Source organism: Hymenobacter fastidiosus (assembly GCF_039539565.1).
GTDB lineage: Bacteria > Bacteroidota > Bacteroidia > Cytophagales > Hymenobacteraceae > Hymenobacter > Hymenobacter fastidiosus.
This window is the reverse complement of record NZ_BAABDJ010000007.1, coordinates 76061-89883: the sequence shown is the minus strand read 5'-3', so window position 1 is coordinate 89883 and position 13823 is coordinate 76061. Positions and strand designations below refer to the sequence as shown.

The window sequence follows — 13823 nt, the reverse complement described above, 5'->3', positions numbered from 1 at the left end:
TGCTTTTTCCCTATGGCAACTCGCACCTCCTCCCAGCAGCTTATTCTTGTGGTCGTCGCTCTCGCGGTGGTGGCCGGACTGTATTTTCTGCCCAAGGGGATTGTGAAGCCCAAGGAAGGCAAAGCCGAGATGAGCGAGCAGGCCGCGCGTACGGCCAACCGGGACAATGGTGCCGCGGCTCCTTCCACGGCTTCCGTGAATGGGACTGCCCCAGCCGGGGCCACTGCTGAACAGCCGCACTTGACTATTGCACCCGCCCAACGCAAGGAAATCGACGCCCTGCTGGCCAAGTACTCGGCCGAGCGGGACCCGATTGCCAGGCTGCGGGTAGCGTCCGATCTGGCCGACCAGTACAAGGCGGTGGAGAAATTCGACAGCGCCGGCTACTATTACGAGCAGCTGGCCCTCGCCCGGCCGGGTGAGCAAACCTGGAAACGGGCGGCAGACTCGTATTTTGAGGCGTTCAGCTTCGCGGCTACGGAGGAACGGCAGAAAATGCTGGCCACCAAAACCCGCGAGCTGTACGAAAAGGTGTTGAAGAACAACCCTGAGAACCTCGATGCCAAAACGAATCTGGGCATGGCGTACATGGCCGGCGACAACCCCGTGAAAGGCGTTACGTTGCTACGCGAAGTTCTCGTAGCTGACCCGCGCAACGAAAACGCCCTGTATAACCTGGGCCTGCTTTCAATTCAAAGCAACCAGTACGATAAGGCCGCGGAGCGTTTCCGGGAGCTGACGAAAGTCAACCCCGACAACATCAACGGCCAGTTTTACCTCGGCGTCTCCTTAGCCAAGAACGGGGCGAAGGAAGAAGCCAAGGCGGCTTTCCTGAAAGCCAAAAGCTTAAGCCCAGACCCGGCGCTATCCGCGTCGGTGGATGAGCAGCTAGCACAGTTGAAGTAAGTAACCTTTTTTACAAACCCTAACCACCTCATCATGCCCTGCGGTAAAAAGAGAAAGCGTCATAAGATTGCCACTCACAAGCGGAAGAAGCGTCTGCGCAAGAACCGTCACAAGAAGAAGTAAGCCTCCCGGGGTTTGCTGTCGGCCGTAGCATCCGCTGCGTCCGTCTATCTCTCACGTAGTATTTCGAGAGTGGCTAGTTGTTCGCTTTCCCCGTGGCTCAGAAGGGAAGCTGGTGCTCAGGCATCGGCTTCCCTTTGCGGGTTTCGGGGCCGGCAACTTGCCGCTGGCGCCATACTCATTTAACCCAACTGACCCTTTGAGTAACGAATTAGTCATTAATTCTACTCAGGACGGAGAACGGATTGCCCTGCTTCAGGATAAGCGGCTCATCGAATACCATTTCGACCGCAACGACACCAACTATTCGGTTGGTGACATTTTCCTGGGGACGGTCAAGAAAGTTATGCCCGGTCTGAACGCCGCGTTCATTGACATCGGGTATCAAAAGGACGCGTTTCTGCACTACGGCGACCTGGGAGAGCAATTTCCCTCGTTGGTGAAGTGGATGAAAGGCGTACAATCGCAGAAAACCACCGTGGGTGCGCTCAAGAGCTTTCAGTTCGAAGGGCCACTCGACAAAGTCGGCAAGGCCGCCGACGTATTTAAGAAGGGGCAGCAGCTGCTGGTCCAGATTGTGAAGGAGCCGATATCAACCAAGGGGCCGCGTCTGTCCATGGATATTTCCATGGCTGGACGGTATCTGGTGCTGGTACCGTTTTCCAACACCATCAGCGTATCCAAGAAGATTGTCAGCAAGACGGAGCGGGAGCGGCTGAAACGCCTGATTGCCTCCATTAAGCCCGACAACTTCGGCGTGATTATCCGCACCGTGGCCGAAGGCCGCGAGGTGGCCGACCTCGACAAGGATATGCAAAGCATGACGGCCAGCTGGGACACGCTCTTCAAAACCCTGCGCACGGCCAAGCCGAACGACAAGGTACTGGGCGAGCTGGGCCGCTCCAGCTCTATGTTGCGCGACTTACTCAACGAAAGCTTCGACTCCATTACGGTGGATGCGGCGCCGATGTACGAGGAAATGCGCAGCTACCTCCAGAAGATTGCGCCCGATAAGCTCGGTCTGCTCAAGCTCCACACCGGCAAGGTGAAGGTGTTTGAGCACGTCGGTTTGGAAAAGCAGCTCAAAACGCTGTTTGGCAAAACCGTGACCGTGCCCGGCGGCGGCTACCTTGTCATTGAGCACACCGAGGCGTTGCACGTCATCGATGTGAACTCGGGCAACAAGAGCAACCAGGAAAGTGATCAGGAGGCTACGGCGCTCATGATCAACATGCTGGCGGCCAAAGAGGTAGCCCGGCAGCTCCGTCTGCGCGACATGGGCGGCATCATCGTGGTCGATTTTATCGACATGAAAAGTGCCGAGAGTCGCAAGAAGGTGGAAGATGCCGTGCGCGACATTATGAAGCACGACAAAGCGCGCTTCACCATATTGCCCATCACCAAATTTGGGCTGCTGCAGATTACGCGGCAGCGCGTACGTCCCGCCGAGAACATCATCACCGGCGAGGTGTGCCCCACCTGCGGTGGAACGGGCAAGATTTCGGCCTCTATCCTCGTAACGGACGAAATCGACAACAGCATTGAAGACCTGCTGGTGACCCAGAACCAGTCGGGCATTTCGCTGTACGTGCACCCCTTCCTGCACGCTTATTACACCAAGGGATTGGTGTCGAAGCAGATGAAGTGGTATCTCAAGTATTACAAGTGGGTGAAGGTGATGAAGGATACGTCCTTGGGCCTCACCGACTACCGCATCGAGGATGAGCGGGGCGAGGAAATCGAATTGCATTCCCCCGCCGCCGCCATGAGCCGCCTCCAGGACCGGGAGGTGGAAGAGTTAACGGATTAATGATCAACGGTTTTTTCTGCGAAAAGCCCTCCTGATACGAAGAAAGCCCCCGTCGCTCGGAATGAGCGGCGGGGGCTTTTTCTTTCTAAAGTGCGAATGGGGGTAAGGTGAGGAATGGGCTAAGTAGGCGCTTTTACGTTTAGCCCATTCATCACCTTACCCCCGTTAGCACATTAAAATTTGATGCCTAAGTCGAGCGCAATTTCGTTGTTCTTGATGCTGACGTCCTTGATGCCACGGGTCTTGTCGAAATACTTATCGATGTTGACCAGGCCGCGGTGGTAGGAGAGGCCGCCGAATACCTTCGTGCTCTGCCCCAGCTGGTACTCCACGCCGGCGCCTACCAAAGCGGCGGCATCGGGGAGGATGAAACGCTTAACGGCTTCGGTTTCCTGGTTGTTGGCGGGGTCGGTGGAACGCTTTTCGCCATCGAGCCGGCCTCCGATAAGCGCCCCGGCGGAACCACCAATCTGGAAGTACAGCTTGGTATCGGTAGCAATATCGTTGGTGAACAGCTTGACGCTGACGGGTACTTCCAGGTACTGCAGGCCGATTTTCTGGGTGCGCGTCACCGGAGTGGCGTTGGTCGGGCTGGTGATATCGGTGTAAGAAACAGACCCGCCCTTGCCGGTAAGCCACAGGCCGGTGCTGAAGGCGTAGTTCTGCCCGAAAAAGTAATCGACGACCAGGCCCCCGCCGAGGCTGAGCTTACTTTTCTCATTCTGGAAACTGGACCCCGATGGGGAGTCCGCCCGCAGGTAGGTAACCGAAGGCGAAAGCTTAAGCCCTATTTCAACCTGGGCCGAGGCGGCCCCGGCGGAAGCGCCCAGCAGCAGCAGGGCGAGAAACGATTTTTTCATAGAAAACAGGAAGAGGAAGTTGAGCTTTAGACGAAAGCCCGCCACTTGGCGTTTCGATTTAGGCTATTTTCGCCCAAATATAGAAGTGTGACTTACAACACCGTCCCCATGCGCCTTTTTCTGACTGTCGTATTCGGCTCCTTTCTACTGGGCAGCAGCTGCACCAAGGATGCCAAGTGCGAGTTGAACCCCGAGGTAGCTCGTGTAGAAGCCGCCGTGCAGATTGAGCGACTGGAGCAGCCGTTTTTTCAGATCAAAAGCCTGGGCGATGCGCAGCGGTTTGTCGGCCGGCACCCGCTGTTTGCCAATCAGTTTTTGCAGCGCCGGCAATATCCGTCCGATGAAGTGCTGGCGCAGGCGCTGCTTAAGCTGGCTACCAACGCGGGGTTGCAAAAGCTGAGCCGGGAAGCCGAAGCCGGGTTCAAGGATACGGATGCCCTGCAAAGTCAGCTCCGCCAGATGTTTCAGCACGTGCGCTACTATTTCCCGGGCTTCCGGGTGCCGCCGGTGAAAACCTTCGTCAGCGGCCTGAGCCAGGATTTGTTCGTCAACGACAGCCTGATGGTCCTGAGCCTCGATTTCTTCGTGGGTCCCCGAGCCAGTTACCGCCCCAACGTGCCCGACTACATCCTGCGTCGCTACACGCCGGCGCATCTGCTGCCCACGGCCGCCCTGACCGTCAGCAGCAAGTACAACCAGCAGGAGCTCACCAACCAGACTATGCTGAGCGAGATGGTGCAGTTTGGCAAGTCGCTCTACTTCGCCGAAAAGATTCTGCCCTGCACCGCCGATACGCTACTCATCGGCTTTACGGGGCCGGAGCTGGCGGGCGTTCAGTTCAACGAGGGTAAGATCTGGGGCCACTTCATTGAGAAGAGCCTGATTTATACGACCACTCCTTTCACTATTCAGAAGTATATGGGCGAGCGGCCCAACGTGCCGGAAATCGGCCAGACCTGCCCCGGGCGGGTAGGCGCCTGGGTGGGCTGGCAAATCGTGCGCAAGTACATGGCGCAGCATCCCAACGTGACCCTGGCCCAGCTCATGGCCGAAAAAAATCCCCAGCGCATCCTGAACGAGTCGCACTACCGTCCCAAGCGCTGACGCGCTCAATTAAAAATTGAGAATTGAGAATTGCTCAACACCATTGGCCCTGGCCAGTCTGAGCGAAGGAGAATTCTTAATTCTTAATTTCTAATTCTTAATTAATCCCCCGTGCACATTGCCGTTTTCAGCCAGTACCATACCAACCCCGACTGCCCGGCCACCAGCCGGCATTATTCGTTGCTGGCCCACCTGGCCCGCACGCACCGGGTTACGCTGATTACGACCCGCACCTGGGAAACGCAGCGGCTGACGCACCAATATCCGTGGCTGCCGGCCGGGGTGGAAATGCGGGCCGCCGAGGTGCCCTACCATAACAAGATGGGCACGGCGCGGCGGGTGCTGGCCTTCGGACAATATGCTGCCTATGCCGTCCGGGAAGGCCTGCGCCTGGAGCGTCCCGATGTTATCTGGGGTATTTCCACGCCCCTGACGGCCGCCTGGGCCGCGGCGCAGGTAGCGCGGCAGCGCCGGGTGCCCTGGGTGTTTGAGGCGCAGGATCTGTGGCCCTCATTCCCCATTGCCATGGGGGCCGTGCCGACGCGCTTTGCTCAGAACCGTCTGTTCGCCCTGGAGAAAAGCCTGTACCAAAGTGCCCGGCACATTCTGCCCCTCTCGCCCGATATGACCAGCTACATCGAAGGGTTGGGCATTGCATCAGCTAAGATCACCACGGTGCTGAATGGTACCGACCTCGACCTGGCAGCGCTGGCAACGGACGAGGCCGTAGAAGCCCTGCGGCGGCAACACAACCTGGCAGGTCGGCAAGTTGTGCTGTACGCCGGCACTTTCGGCCGGGCCAATGATATTCCCACGCTGGTGGCCGCTGCCGAGCAGCTCGCCCGGCGGCGGCCGGAGGTAGTCTGGCTATTTATGGGCCTGGGGTTCTACGAGCCATTGGTACGAGCGGCCGCCGGGCGCTGCGCCAACATCCGGCTGGTGCCGCCGCAGCCGCGCCACGCCGTATTCGCCTGGTTTCGGCTGGCGGATATCTCGGTGGTATCCTTCCTGAATCTGCCCGTGCTGGATGCTAACTCGCCCGCCAAGCTCTACGATAGCCTGGCCGTGGGGACGCCCGTTATCGTCACCAATCAGGGCTGGACCAGAAAGCTGGTGGAGCAGCACGGCTGCGGCTGGTATTCGCCGGCCGGGGATGCTGCCGCGCTTGGGACCCAACTACAGGTGCTGCTGAGCCAGCCGGACAAGCTGCGGGCGGCGGGCGCAAATGGGCGGCGGGTAGCTGCTGAACAGTTTGACCGGCAGCAGATTGCCGCGACGGTGCAGCGGGTGTTGGAAGCCGCAGTAAGCTGAAAGGGTGTTATGTGCTGGCTATAACTGCTTATGTACTAAGTTGTGCTTTCCGGTAAAATAGTTGCGCCCGGATTATCGGCAATACGCGTATTCCCGGCTTTCAGGGCGGGTAGATCAAAATGCTGCGCGTAGTATTTACAGCAGTCTTTGAGCGGGCAGATGCCGCATCTGGGCTGCCGGGCTACGCAAACGTAGCGGCCATGCAGAATAAGCCAGTGGTGAGCCTTGGGAATAAGGGCCTCGGGTATGTAGCGCACCAGCTCCTTTTCTACGGCCAGCGGCGTAGTCGCCTTTAAGCTGGCCAGACCGATGCGGTGCGACACGCGGAAAACGTGCGTATCGACGGCCATGGTAGGCTGGTTGTAGATGACGGAAAGGATGACGTTGGCCGTTTTGCGGCCTACGCCGGGTAAACGCTGGAGCTCGTCCAGCGTGCTGGGTACTTCGGAGCCGAACTCGGCTACCAGGATCCGGCCCAGGCCCGCCAGGTGTTTGGCCTTGTTGTTTGGGTAGGAGATGCTGCGGATGAACGGGAAAATATCGTCGGCGGTAGCGGCGGCCAGATGCTCGGGGGTGGGGAACCGGGCCAGCAAGGCCGGCATAGTCTGGTTGACGCGCTTATCGGTGCACTGGGCGCTGAGCACCACGGCCACGATCAGCTCGTACGGATTTCCGTAGTGCAGCTCCGTTTCCGGCGCGGGAAAGTGGGTGGTGAAATAGGCCAGGAAGTAGCGGAACCGCTCGGGCTTGCGCATAAAAAAGAGGGAAAGAGTAACGGAGCGGATGAGGAGGCAAAGATGCCGGTTCGGCCGGTCTTTCGCACTCTATCGGCCCATTTACTCTTTCCCTCCGCGGCTAGCCCGCACGCAGGAAAGTGCGGGAGTACTGTAGTATTGAATCGGTCGTTTTCTGCCGGGGCTGGCGTTGCAGGCCGTCGAGGCAGCGCTGGGCCAGCAGCAGGTCGGCGCAGATGGTGGCCAACTCAGCATCGTGAAGCAGGGCGTGCTCTACTTCGTGGTGCTCCTCAGCCGGCAACTCGTTGTACACGTACCGCAGGAGCTTCTCGTGGGTAAAGGTTTTGATCATAGAAAACGGGTTGTGCGGCCATCTTCTTCCGCAGGTTAATCAGGGCGTAGCGCATACGTCCCAAGGCAGTGTTAATACTGACCCCCGTTGCGTCGGCAATTTCCTGGAAGCTCATGTCGCCGTAATGTCGCATCACAAGCACCTCTTTTTGCGCCGCCGGCAGGTCCTGAATCAGTTCGCGAAGACGGGCGTAGGTTTCTTCCCGGGTGATAGATACATCCGCCCCCTCTTCTGCCAGTGACAACGAGTTAAAAGCGTGACTTGTTGTATCCAGGGCTAAAAGAGGGCTGCGTTTTTCGCGGCGGAAAAAATCGATGGCCAGATTGTGGGCGATGCGGCAGATCCAGGACGAAAATTTCCCTTCCTCGTTGTAGCGCCCGCTCTTCATGGTATGAATAGCCTTGATAAAGGTATCCTGCAGCAAGTCGTCGGCGACGTCTTCATCGCGCACAATCAGCATGATCGTGGTGAAAACACGGCTTTTATGCCGGTCGAGCAACGAGGCAAAGGCATCTTCCTTGCCGGCAATATAAAGCGAAATCAGAGCGGAGTCGCTCGGCTGCAGGGTTTCCATAAAGACTACTTAATTGAAGGGAAGTAGAGCTTTAGGCCATAGAGTGCAGTTGCCGATGAATGTTAAGAATCCGCGAAGGAAGGAGGTCGATTGGAATAATCAAATGTAGAGAACTGGATTACCAAACACAACGGGCCCGATACCAAAAAGGAAAAAAACTTCTGCTTTTTTGAAACCTAGTATCGAATAAGGTGAATACTGCTTTTTCTATGGTGTTGCCATTCGCTTAAATACGCTTGTCGTTGACTTTACCACCCAAGTTGGCGGGGCATAAAAAAAGCCCGCCGGGGCGGGCTTCTCCTCCAACATAAGCGGGCCTCAGCGCTTCAGCTGGGAGTCGATTTCCTGCAGCTGCGCATCAATGACGGTCATATTGGTATTGTCCCCGGCCGCTGTGCTCGCTCGTTGGGCCAGCTTGTCGGCTAATTGCTGCAGCAAAGCCAGCCGACGCTCGGTCCGCAGCAGCTCCAGCGTGAGCCGGGCCGGTACGGGGCCGGCGTCGGGCATCGCCACGCGCGTTTCGGTGTAGCCCGTCACCTGCCGGGACCGCTGCTCAATTGCGGGAGCCGACATCATATCGTCCGTGAAGCCGACGATCTGGCCCTGCAGGTTAACGGCTTTCCCCTCTTCCAGAATGCGGCGGGTGCCGTCGCGCTCCACCATGATGCCATCGGGCCGCACGACGAGGCCATTATCCAGTTTAAAGGGGGCGGAGAGCCGGCTGGACTGCCCAGCCTGCAGGCGCATGATAACGCCGCCTTTGCGGTAAACGCCATCTTTCAGGGCCGCGGGGCGGGCCGGAGCCGGGGGCGTAGTCTGAGCGAACGTGACGACGGCGGGGAGCAGGCAGACGCCTGCTACACCGCAGGCAAAGAGGAAGGAACGCATCAGCAGCAGAGTTAGGGGACATATGCGGTAGCCGTACCGGGCTATCCGCTGTACGTACTGACGCGGTTAAGCTTCGCAGGGTTACGCCGCCCCGTCGTGACGCTGGCGGCGCAGGAGCCATTCGGCGGCATTGCCTTCGTCGCTGAACAGCCGGACGTGGCAGGCGGCACTGGATACCAGCGGAGCCCCGTTTTCCTGATCGACTGCGCTCAAATGGCCCGGCGACATCAGAAAGGCTATATAGGTCCGGCCACCCAGCAACGGGCCCAGCCGCGGCAGAAACGCTTCGAGCACCCAATGAGTGCAGTCCTCGCTGATTGGGCCGCGGCGGCGCAGGTCGAGCAGCCAGTAGCGGGACCGGTGGGTGGTGGCAGCACTCAGCGTGGCTTCGTAGCCCTGCCGGATTTCGGGCTCACTCGCCGGCCGGAGCCAGCGCCCCAGCAACGTGCCGACATCGGGCCGGAAAGTCAGCTCCATGAAATCAGTAGCGGAGGTCGGGGACGTGGGCATCGGGATGAGCTACGAGCGGAAAGTACTAAAAAACAGGTCTCGTCCGCTCCGCTACTCGGGCTGTTCCAGCCACGCCAGCGCCTGGTGGCGGTCCGTGAAATAGGCCAGGGACAGCAGCTCACTTTCCGTCGTCATGGTGCCGTCCGGCGACTCGGGCAGCAAGGCATCGTAGAGGGCCGGGAGCAGCAGGCAGGCCAGCCGCGGGCCGGAACCGGCAAGAAGCTTCGGCAATCGGGGAATGAACTCCCGGGATACCCATTTTTCATCTTCCCAATCAGCCCGGTTGCGTTGGCGCACGTCGAACAGCAGGCGACGGATCGGATGCCGGGCTACGTAGGTCAGAACCCGGCGGTAAGTGGCCCGCAGCGCCGCCGAGGAAACGGGGCCCAGCCAGATGACTTCCAAAAGCTGCTTTTCGGGGTGGAAGAGCAGGGTTGCCGGCTCGGATAGTGCAGCCATTCGGGAAGTGGAAAGCAGCGTGGATGAATGCTACGGGGGAATAGCGGAGTCAGTAAAGCTAGTAAAAATGGCCCGGCGCGGCAAGCCTGATTATGCGGTCCGGCGCGGGGTTTGCCCTACCTTTGGCCCCCTTACCCCCGGCTTGTGTTTCTATGTCTGCAGCTGATTCCGCTTCCGTCCGTCACGACCCCTACGCCGCGCTGCGGGTACCCGATTTCCGCAGGCTGATTTCGGCCCGGGTTAGCATGGTAGTCGCCACCCAGATTCAGGGCGCCGTGGTAAGCTGGCAGATTCTGAAGCTCACCGGCGACCCACTGGCGCTGGGATTGATCGGGCTGGCCGAGGCCATTCCCAGCATCGCCGTGTCGTTGTACGCCGGCCACGTAGCCGATTCGGTGCGGCGCAAGAACATCATCGTGGCCGCCGTGGCCGTGCTGCTGGGGTGTTCCGCAGCGCTGTGGTGGCTGTCGGGGCCGTGGGGGCGGCCCTTGCTGGAGAAGTCGGCACTCTACACGCTGCCGCTGTACGCCGTCATCTTTGTGAGCGGCATTGCCCGGGGCTTCCTGGGGCCCGCGCTGTTTTCGTTTATGCCCCAGCTGCTGCCCGACCGGCAGCGGCTTTCCAACGCCATTACCTGGAACAGCACCACCTGGCAGGCCTCCTCCGTTATCGGGCCCGCTATCGGGGGCCTGATCATCGGCTTTGCGGGGCGGGAACACCCGGAAACTGGTATTTCTACCGCCTATGCCGTGGATGCAGTGCTGATGTGCGTGGCCCTGGGCATGTTCATCTCCATTGCCGGCCGGCCCCTGCCCGAGCGGGAAGGCGAGAAACCGGGCCTGAAGGAAAGCCTGCTTACGGGCGTGCAGTTCATCTTCAGCAACCAGCTGGTGCTGGCGGCGCTGTCGCTCGACTTGTTCGCGGTGCTGTTTGGCGGCGCGGTGGCGCTGCTGCCCATCTTCGCCGATACCATTCTGAAAGTAGGGGCCCAGGGCTACGGCTACCTGCGCGCCGCGCCGGCCGTGGGCTCGGTGCTGATGGCCGTGGCGCTGACTTACTTCCCGCTCTGGCACCACGCGGGCCGCAAGCTGCTATGGGCCGTGGCCGGCTTTGGCGCCGCTACCATTGCCTTTGCCCTGTCCAGCAACTTCTGGCTGTCGTTGTTTCTGTTGTTTCTGACGGGCGTGTTCGACTCCGTATCCGTGATTGTGCGCTCCACGCTCATCCACACCTTCACCCCGGAATACATGAAGGGGCGCGTGTCAGCCGTCAACAATATCTTCATCGGCTCCAGCAACGAAATCGGCGCCTTCGAGTCGGGGGTGGTGGCGCGGTGGCTGGGGGTGGTGCCGTCGGTGGTGTTTGGCGGCCTGATGACGCTGGGCGTGGTAGGCATCACGGCCTGGAAAGCCGATAAGCTGCGGACCCTGGATCTGACCCCGAAGCAAGCTGAGCCGGCCACATAAATAGGCGTAAGGCAGGAGCTGCAACGCTATATAGTTAGGACTTACGCGAAACCCCTCCTGGTGCCATTTCACGCAGTGTTTCGCAGTGTTGAACCGCAGTGTTTCGCAGGGTTTAACGTCCTCGCACTGCGAAACACTGCGGTTTAACACTGCGAAACACTGCGAGAAAGCATTTTGCGTAAGTTCTAATAGTGTAGATTTGGCCCGGAATTATGCCAAAATAAGGTAGCTAAGGCCCCGCTGCCACCCCGCGCTATGGCTGTTTCCTCTTTCGAAGCTGCCCCCGAAGCCCGGCTCGCCCACCTGCGGGCCACGGATGCCGGGGCCTTCCTGGAAGGGCTGTTCCGGGAATTCTACCGCCCGCTGGGCAACGTGATTCAGCGCGTAGTAGAGGACCGGGAAGCTACCGGGGACTTGCTCCAGGATGTGTTCCTGCGGGTCTGGAACACCCGCGAGACGCTGACCAGCAGCACCACCTACGGCGCCTACCTGTACCGGGCCGCCCTGAACGCGTTGTATGAGCAGGAAGCCCAGGCCCCCCCTCGAAGCGGCGCTGGCGCTGCTGCCCCAGTGCCCGGTGGTGTTTACCATGAGCCGCTACGAGGAGCTGAGTTACCAGCAGATTGCCGACCCGCCGGAGATTTCGCCGAAGACCGTGGAAAACCAGATGGGGAAGGCCCTGCGCATCATGCGCAAACAGCTCAGCGGGCCCCGTGCGGAATAGGTATCTGCTGCTGTTTTAAGCGGCTGGCAGGTCGGGCGTGGTGCCACGACTTTTTTGTCGTGGCACCACTATCGTTGAACGCCAATCGGCCCGAAACGAGAGTAGTGTCGCCGGTGTCTTGCCTTCCCGCTGGCGGGAAAATCATTGTTCAACGATAGTGGTACCACGACGGAAAAAGTCGTGGCACCACGCGTTGCGGCAGCCCCATGAAATAAATGTTGCGGCAGCGTAGGGGGTAGGTGGCAGGCAACGAAGCTGTTTAGTAATTCGATTTTTTGTCGATTGTCATCCTTCGCAAGCGGACGCCAGATGAAGGATGACAGACTTGTTGAATTACTGAACAGCTTCGGCGTTAAAAGAGGAAGGAACGAAACGGGTGACCAGGCAGACGCGCCCTACATCGGCAACCTGCTCGTATGCTGCCTTCCAGCTTCCAGCTCCTCAAACCGGGTTTCCGTAATGCCCCGCGTAACAGCAGGAGTTAATTGAACCTGTTTAACTGCGTCCCCGCTTCGGAACCACCGATTTCACCGGGGTGGGTGCTACGCGCTTCACCGTAATCGGGACGACCTGGGGCTTGATGATAACCACCTGCTGGGCAATCCAGCCGTGCATGATTTTCAGGGCTTCGGGCGAGAATACCGGCTTCGGCTGGCCCTCGAATACCGGCCACTTAGCAGGATCGGACTGGAAGAGGTGGTTGACGCCCGGCAGCTTCTGCACGGTTACTTTGCGGTTGCCGCTGGCTTTGAGGGCCCGGTTCAGGGCCGAAAGATTTTTGCCGGCCGTCACCTGCAAATCAGCCGCCCCGTTCAGGGCCAGCACGGGGCACTTCACGCCCGTCATACTGCTCTGCGGATTGAAGTCAACAAAGTAGCGGTACCAGGGAGTAGTAAGCTGCATGGCGCGGGCCCGGGCCATATCGGGGTCGATGTTGGCATTGCTCTGGCGCAGCAGCACACCCACCTTGGCGCGGGCCAGGGCGTTGTCCGGGGTCTGGCGCACCACCTCTACCAGGCGGTCCTCCATCTTCAGCGCGGCGTCTACCTGCGCCGGGTTGGCGCCGATCAAACGCATAATTTCTACCTGCTGCCGCCGCAGTACCTCCTGGCCCGACAGGCCGTAGCCGGCCAGGGAAACCACGTAGTCGGGCCCTTTGGGCAGGCGGGCGGCCAGCAGGGCAATATTGGCGCCTTCGCCGTGCCCGACGATGCCGACCTGTTTTTTATCAACCCGATAATGGGCCCGCAGATAGCCCATTGCCGCCTGGGCGTCGGTCACGAGGTCGGCGGTGGTAGCTGAGGAATACGTGCCGGTTGATTTGCCCAGGCCCCGGTCGTCGTAGCGCAGTACGGCAAGGCCGTGGCGGGTGAGGTAGTCGGCCAACTGTCCGAACAGACGATATTCCTCCTGTTCAGCGTCGCGGTCCTGGGGGCCGGAGTCGGAGACCAGCACTACCGCCGGAAACGGGCCATTGCCCTGGGGCATGGTCAGGGTGGCTCCGAGGCGCAGCTTGGCCACTTTATTGGGCACAATCACGTCGTCCTGGCGGTAGGGAGGGGCTACTTTAAACCTGGGGGCGGTGGTTACGGCCGTGTTGGTGCGGGTGAGCACCAGGGGGCCGGTGAGGCCGGGCTGCTGCCAGGTGCCGTTCAGCGTACCGGTGTCGGGGGTGAGCTTACCGGTGAAGCGGCTGCCGGCCTGCTCAATGCGCAGGGCTACCTCGTTGCCCTTCATTTCCACTTCCACCGGCATCCGGCTGATTTTCTGCTGGGGCACATCCAGCGCCGCGTAGAAGGAGCCGTTGGTGAGCGGGACGATGGTGATAACCAACCCCAGGCTGCCACCGGGAACCTGCAGCTGCCCTTTCCATTGCCCGCCCAGCACCGAGCTCCCCCCGCCGGCCCGACTGGCTGAGCTTAGGAGTGAAAAGCACAGAACCAAGATCGACAGAAGAGCAGCGGATACATGTTTCTTCATAAAACAACAGTAGATTCTGCTTTAG

At 59.7% G+C, this 13823-nt stretch carries 14 protein-coding genes and 1 pseudogene; 7 read left to right on the top strand and 8 right to left on the bottom strand.

Going from position 1 to position 13823, the window contains the following annotated elements:
* The first annotated feature begins 12 nt into the window (after nucleotides 1-12).
* Entirely contained in the window at nucleotides 13-906 is an 894-nt protein-coding gene (locus ABD833_RS05330) for a tetratricopeptide repeat protein (RefSeq protein WP_345071467.1), read from the top strand.
* A 319-nt stretch (nucleotides 907-1225) separates the two neighbouring features.
* On the top strand, nucleotides 1226-2836 hold the full coding sequence (locus tag ABD833_RS05325) for an Rne/Rng family ribonuclease (protein WP_345071466.1): 1611 nt from the start codon (nucleotides 1226-1228) through the stop codon (nucleotides 2834-2836).
* A gap of 173 nt (nucleotides 2837-3009) precedes the next feature.
* On the opposite strand, the gene ABD833_RS05320 is transcribed toward ABD833_RS05325, so the two are convergent.
* Nucleotides 3010-3696, bottom strand: a complete 687-nt coding sequence (locus tag ABD833_RS05320; protein WP_345071464.1) for a porin family protein — start codon at nucleotides 3694-3696, stop codon at nucleotides 3010-3012.
* A 108-nt stretch (nucleotides 3697-3804) separates the two neighbouring features.
* Between ABD833_RS05320 and gldB the strand changes: the two genes are divergently transcribed.
* Nucleotides 3805-4800 carry a gliding motility lipoprotein GldB gene (gene gldB / locus ABD833_RS05315; RefSeq protein WP_345071463.1) on the top strand — a complete coding sequence of 332 codons (996 nt, stop codon included), beginning with the start codon at nucleotides 3805-3807 and terminating at the stop codon, nucleotides 4798-4800.
* A 111-nt stretch (nucleotides 4801-4911) separates the two neighbouring features.
* A complete protein-coding gene (locus ABD833_RS05310) occupies nucleotides 4912-6111 on the top strand; it encodes a glycosyltransferase family 4 protein (protein WP_345071462.1) in 1200 nt (399 codons plus the stop codon).
* 35 nt (nucleotides 6112-6146) lie between these two features.
* On the opposite strand, the gene nth is transcribed toward ABD833_RS05310, so the two are convergent.
* From nth to ABD833_RS05280, 6 genes are all read right to left on the bottom strand, one after another.
* A complete protein-coding gene (gene nth, locus ABD833_RS05305; protein WP_345071460.1) occupies nucleotides 6147-6866 on the bottom strand; it encodes an endonuclease III in 720 nt (239 codons plus the stop codon).
* A gap of 100 nt (nucleotides 6867-6966) precedes the next feature.
* Entirely contained in the window at nucleotides 6967-7197 is a 231-nt protein-coding gene (locus ABD833_RS05300; protein WP_345071459.1) for a hypothetical protein, read from the bottom strand.
* Nucleotides 7136-7771, bottom strand: a complete 636-nt coding sequence (locus ABD833_RS05295; protein WP_345071458.1) for an RNA polymerase sigma factor — start codon at nucleotides 7769-7771, stop codon at nucleotides 7136-7138. The genes ABD833_RS05300 and ABD833_RS05295 overlap by 62 nt, the downstream gene beginning before the upstream one ends.
* A 318-nt stretch (nucleotides 7772-8089) precedes the next feature.
* Nucleotides 8090-8659 (bottom strand): DUF6799 domain-containing protein, encoded by a 570-nt coding sequence (locus ABD833_RS05290; RefSeq protein ID WP_345071456.1) that lies wholly within the window; start codon nucleotides 8657-8659, stop codon nucleotides 8090-8092.
* 81 nt (nucleotides 8660-8740) lie between these two features.
* Entirely contained in the window at nucleotides 8741-9169 is a 429-nt protein-coding gene (locus tag ABD833_RS05285) for a hypothetical protein (RefSeq protein ID WP_345071455.1), read from the bottom strand.
* Between the two features lie 51 nt (nucleotides 9170-9220).
* A complete protein-coding gene (locus ABD833_RS05280) occupies nucleotides 9221-9628 on the bottom strand; it encodes a hypothetical protein (protein WP_345071454.1) in 408 nt (135 codons plus the stop codon).
* Nucleotides 9629-9780: 152 nt separating this feature from the next.
* Here ABD833_RS05280 and ABD833_RS05275 point away from each other — a divergent pair, with 152 nt between their 5' ends.
* From ABD833_RS05275 to ABD833_RS05270, 3 genes and pseudogenes are all read left to right on the top strand, one after another.
* The gene (locus ABD833_RS05275; RefSeq protein WP_345071453.1) at nucleotides 9781-11094 is read left to right on the top strand and encodes an MFS transporter; all 1314 of its coding nucleotides are present in this window, start codon (nucleotides 9781-9783) and stop codon (nucleotides 11092-11094) included.
* A 255-nt stretch (nucleotides 11095-11349) separates the two neighbouring features.
* A pseudogene (locus ABD833_RS19310) lies at nucleotides 11350-11553 on the top strand (RNA polymerase sigma factor); the annotation flags it as partial.
* Nucleotides 11554-11611: 58 nt separating this feature from the next.
* Entirely contained in the window at nucleotides 11612-11818 is a 207-nt protein-coding gene (locus tag ABD833_RS05270) for a sigma factor-like helix-turn-helix DNA-binding protein (protein ID WP_345071452.1), read from the top strand.
* 495 nt (nucleotides 11819-12313) lie between these two features.
* On the opposite strand, the gene ABD833_RS05265 is transcribed toward ABD833_RS05270, so the two are convergent.
* Nucleotides 12314-13798: an alpha/beta hydrolase family protein gene (locus ABD833_RS05265; protein WP_345071451.1), complete on the bottom strand. Its 1485-nt coding sequence runs from the start codon at nucleotides 13796-13798 to the stop codon at nucleotides 12314-12316.
* Nucleotides 13799-13823 lie beyond the last annotated feature (25 nt).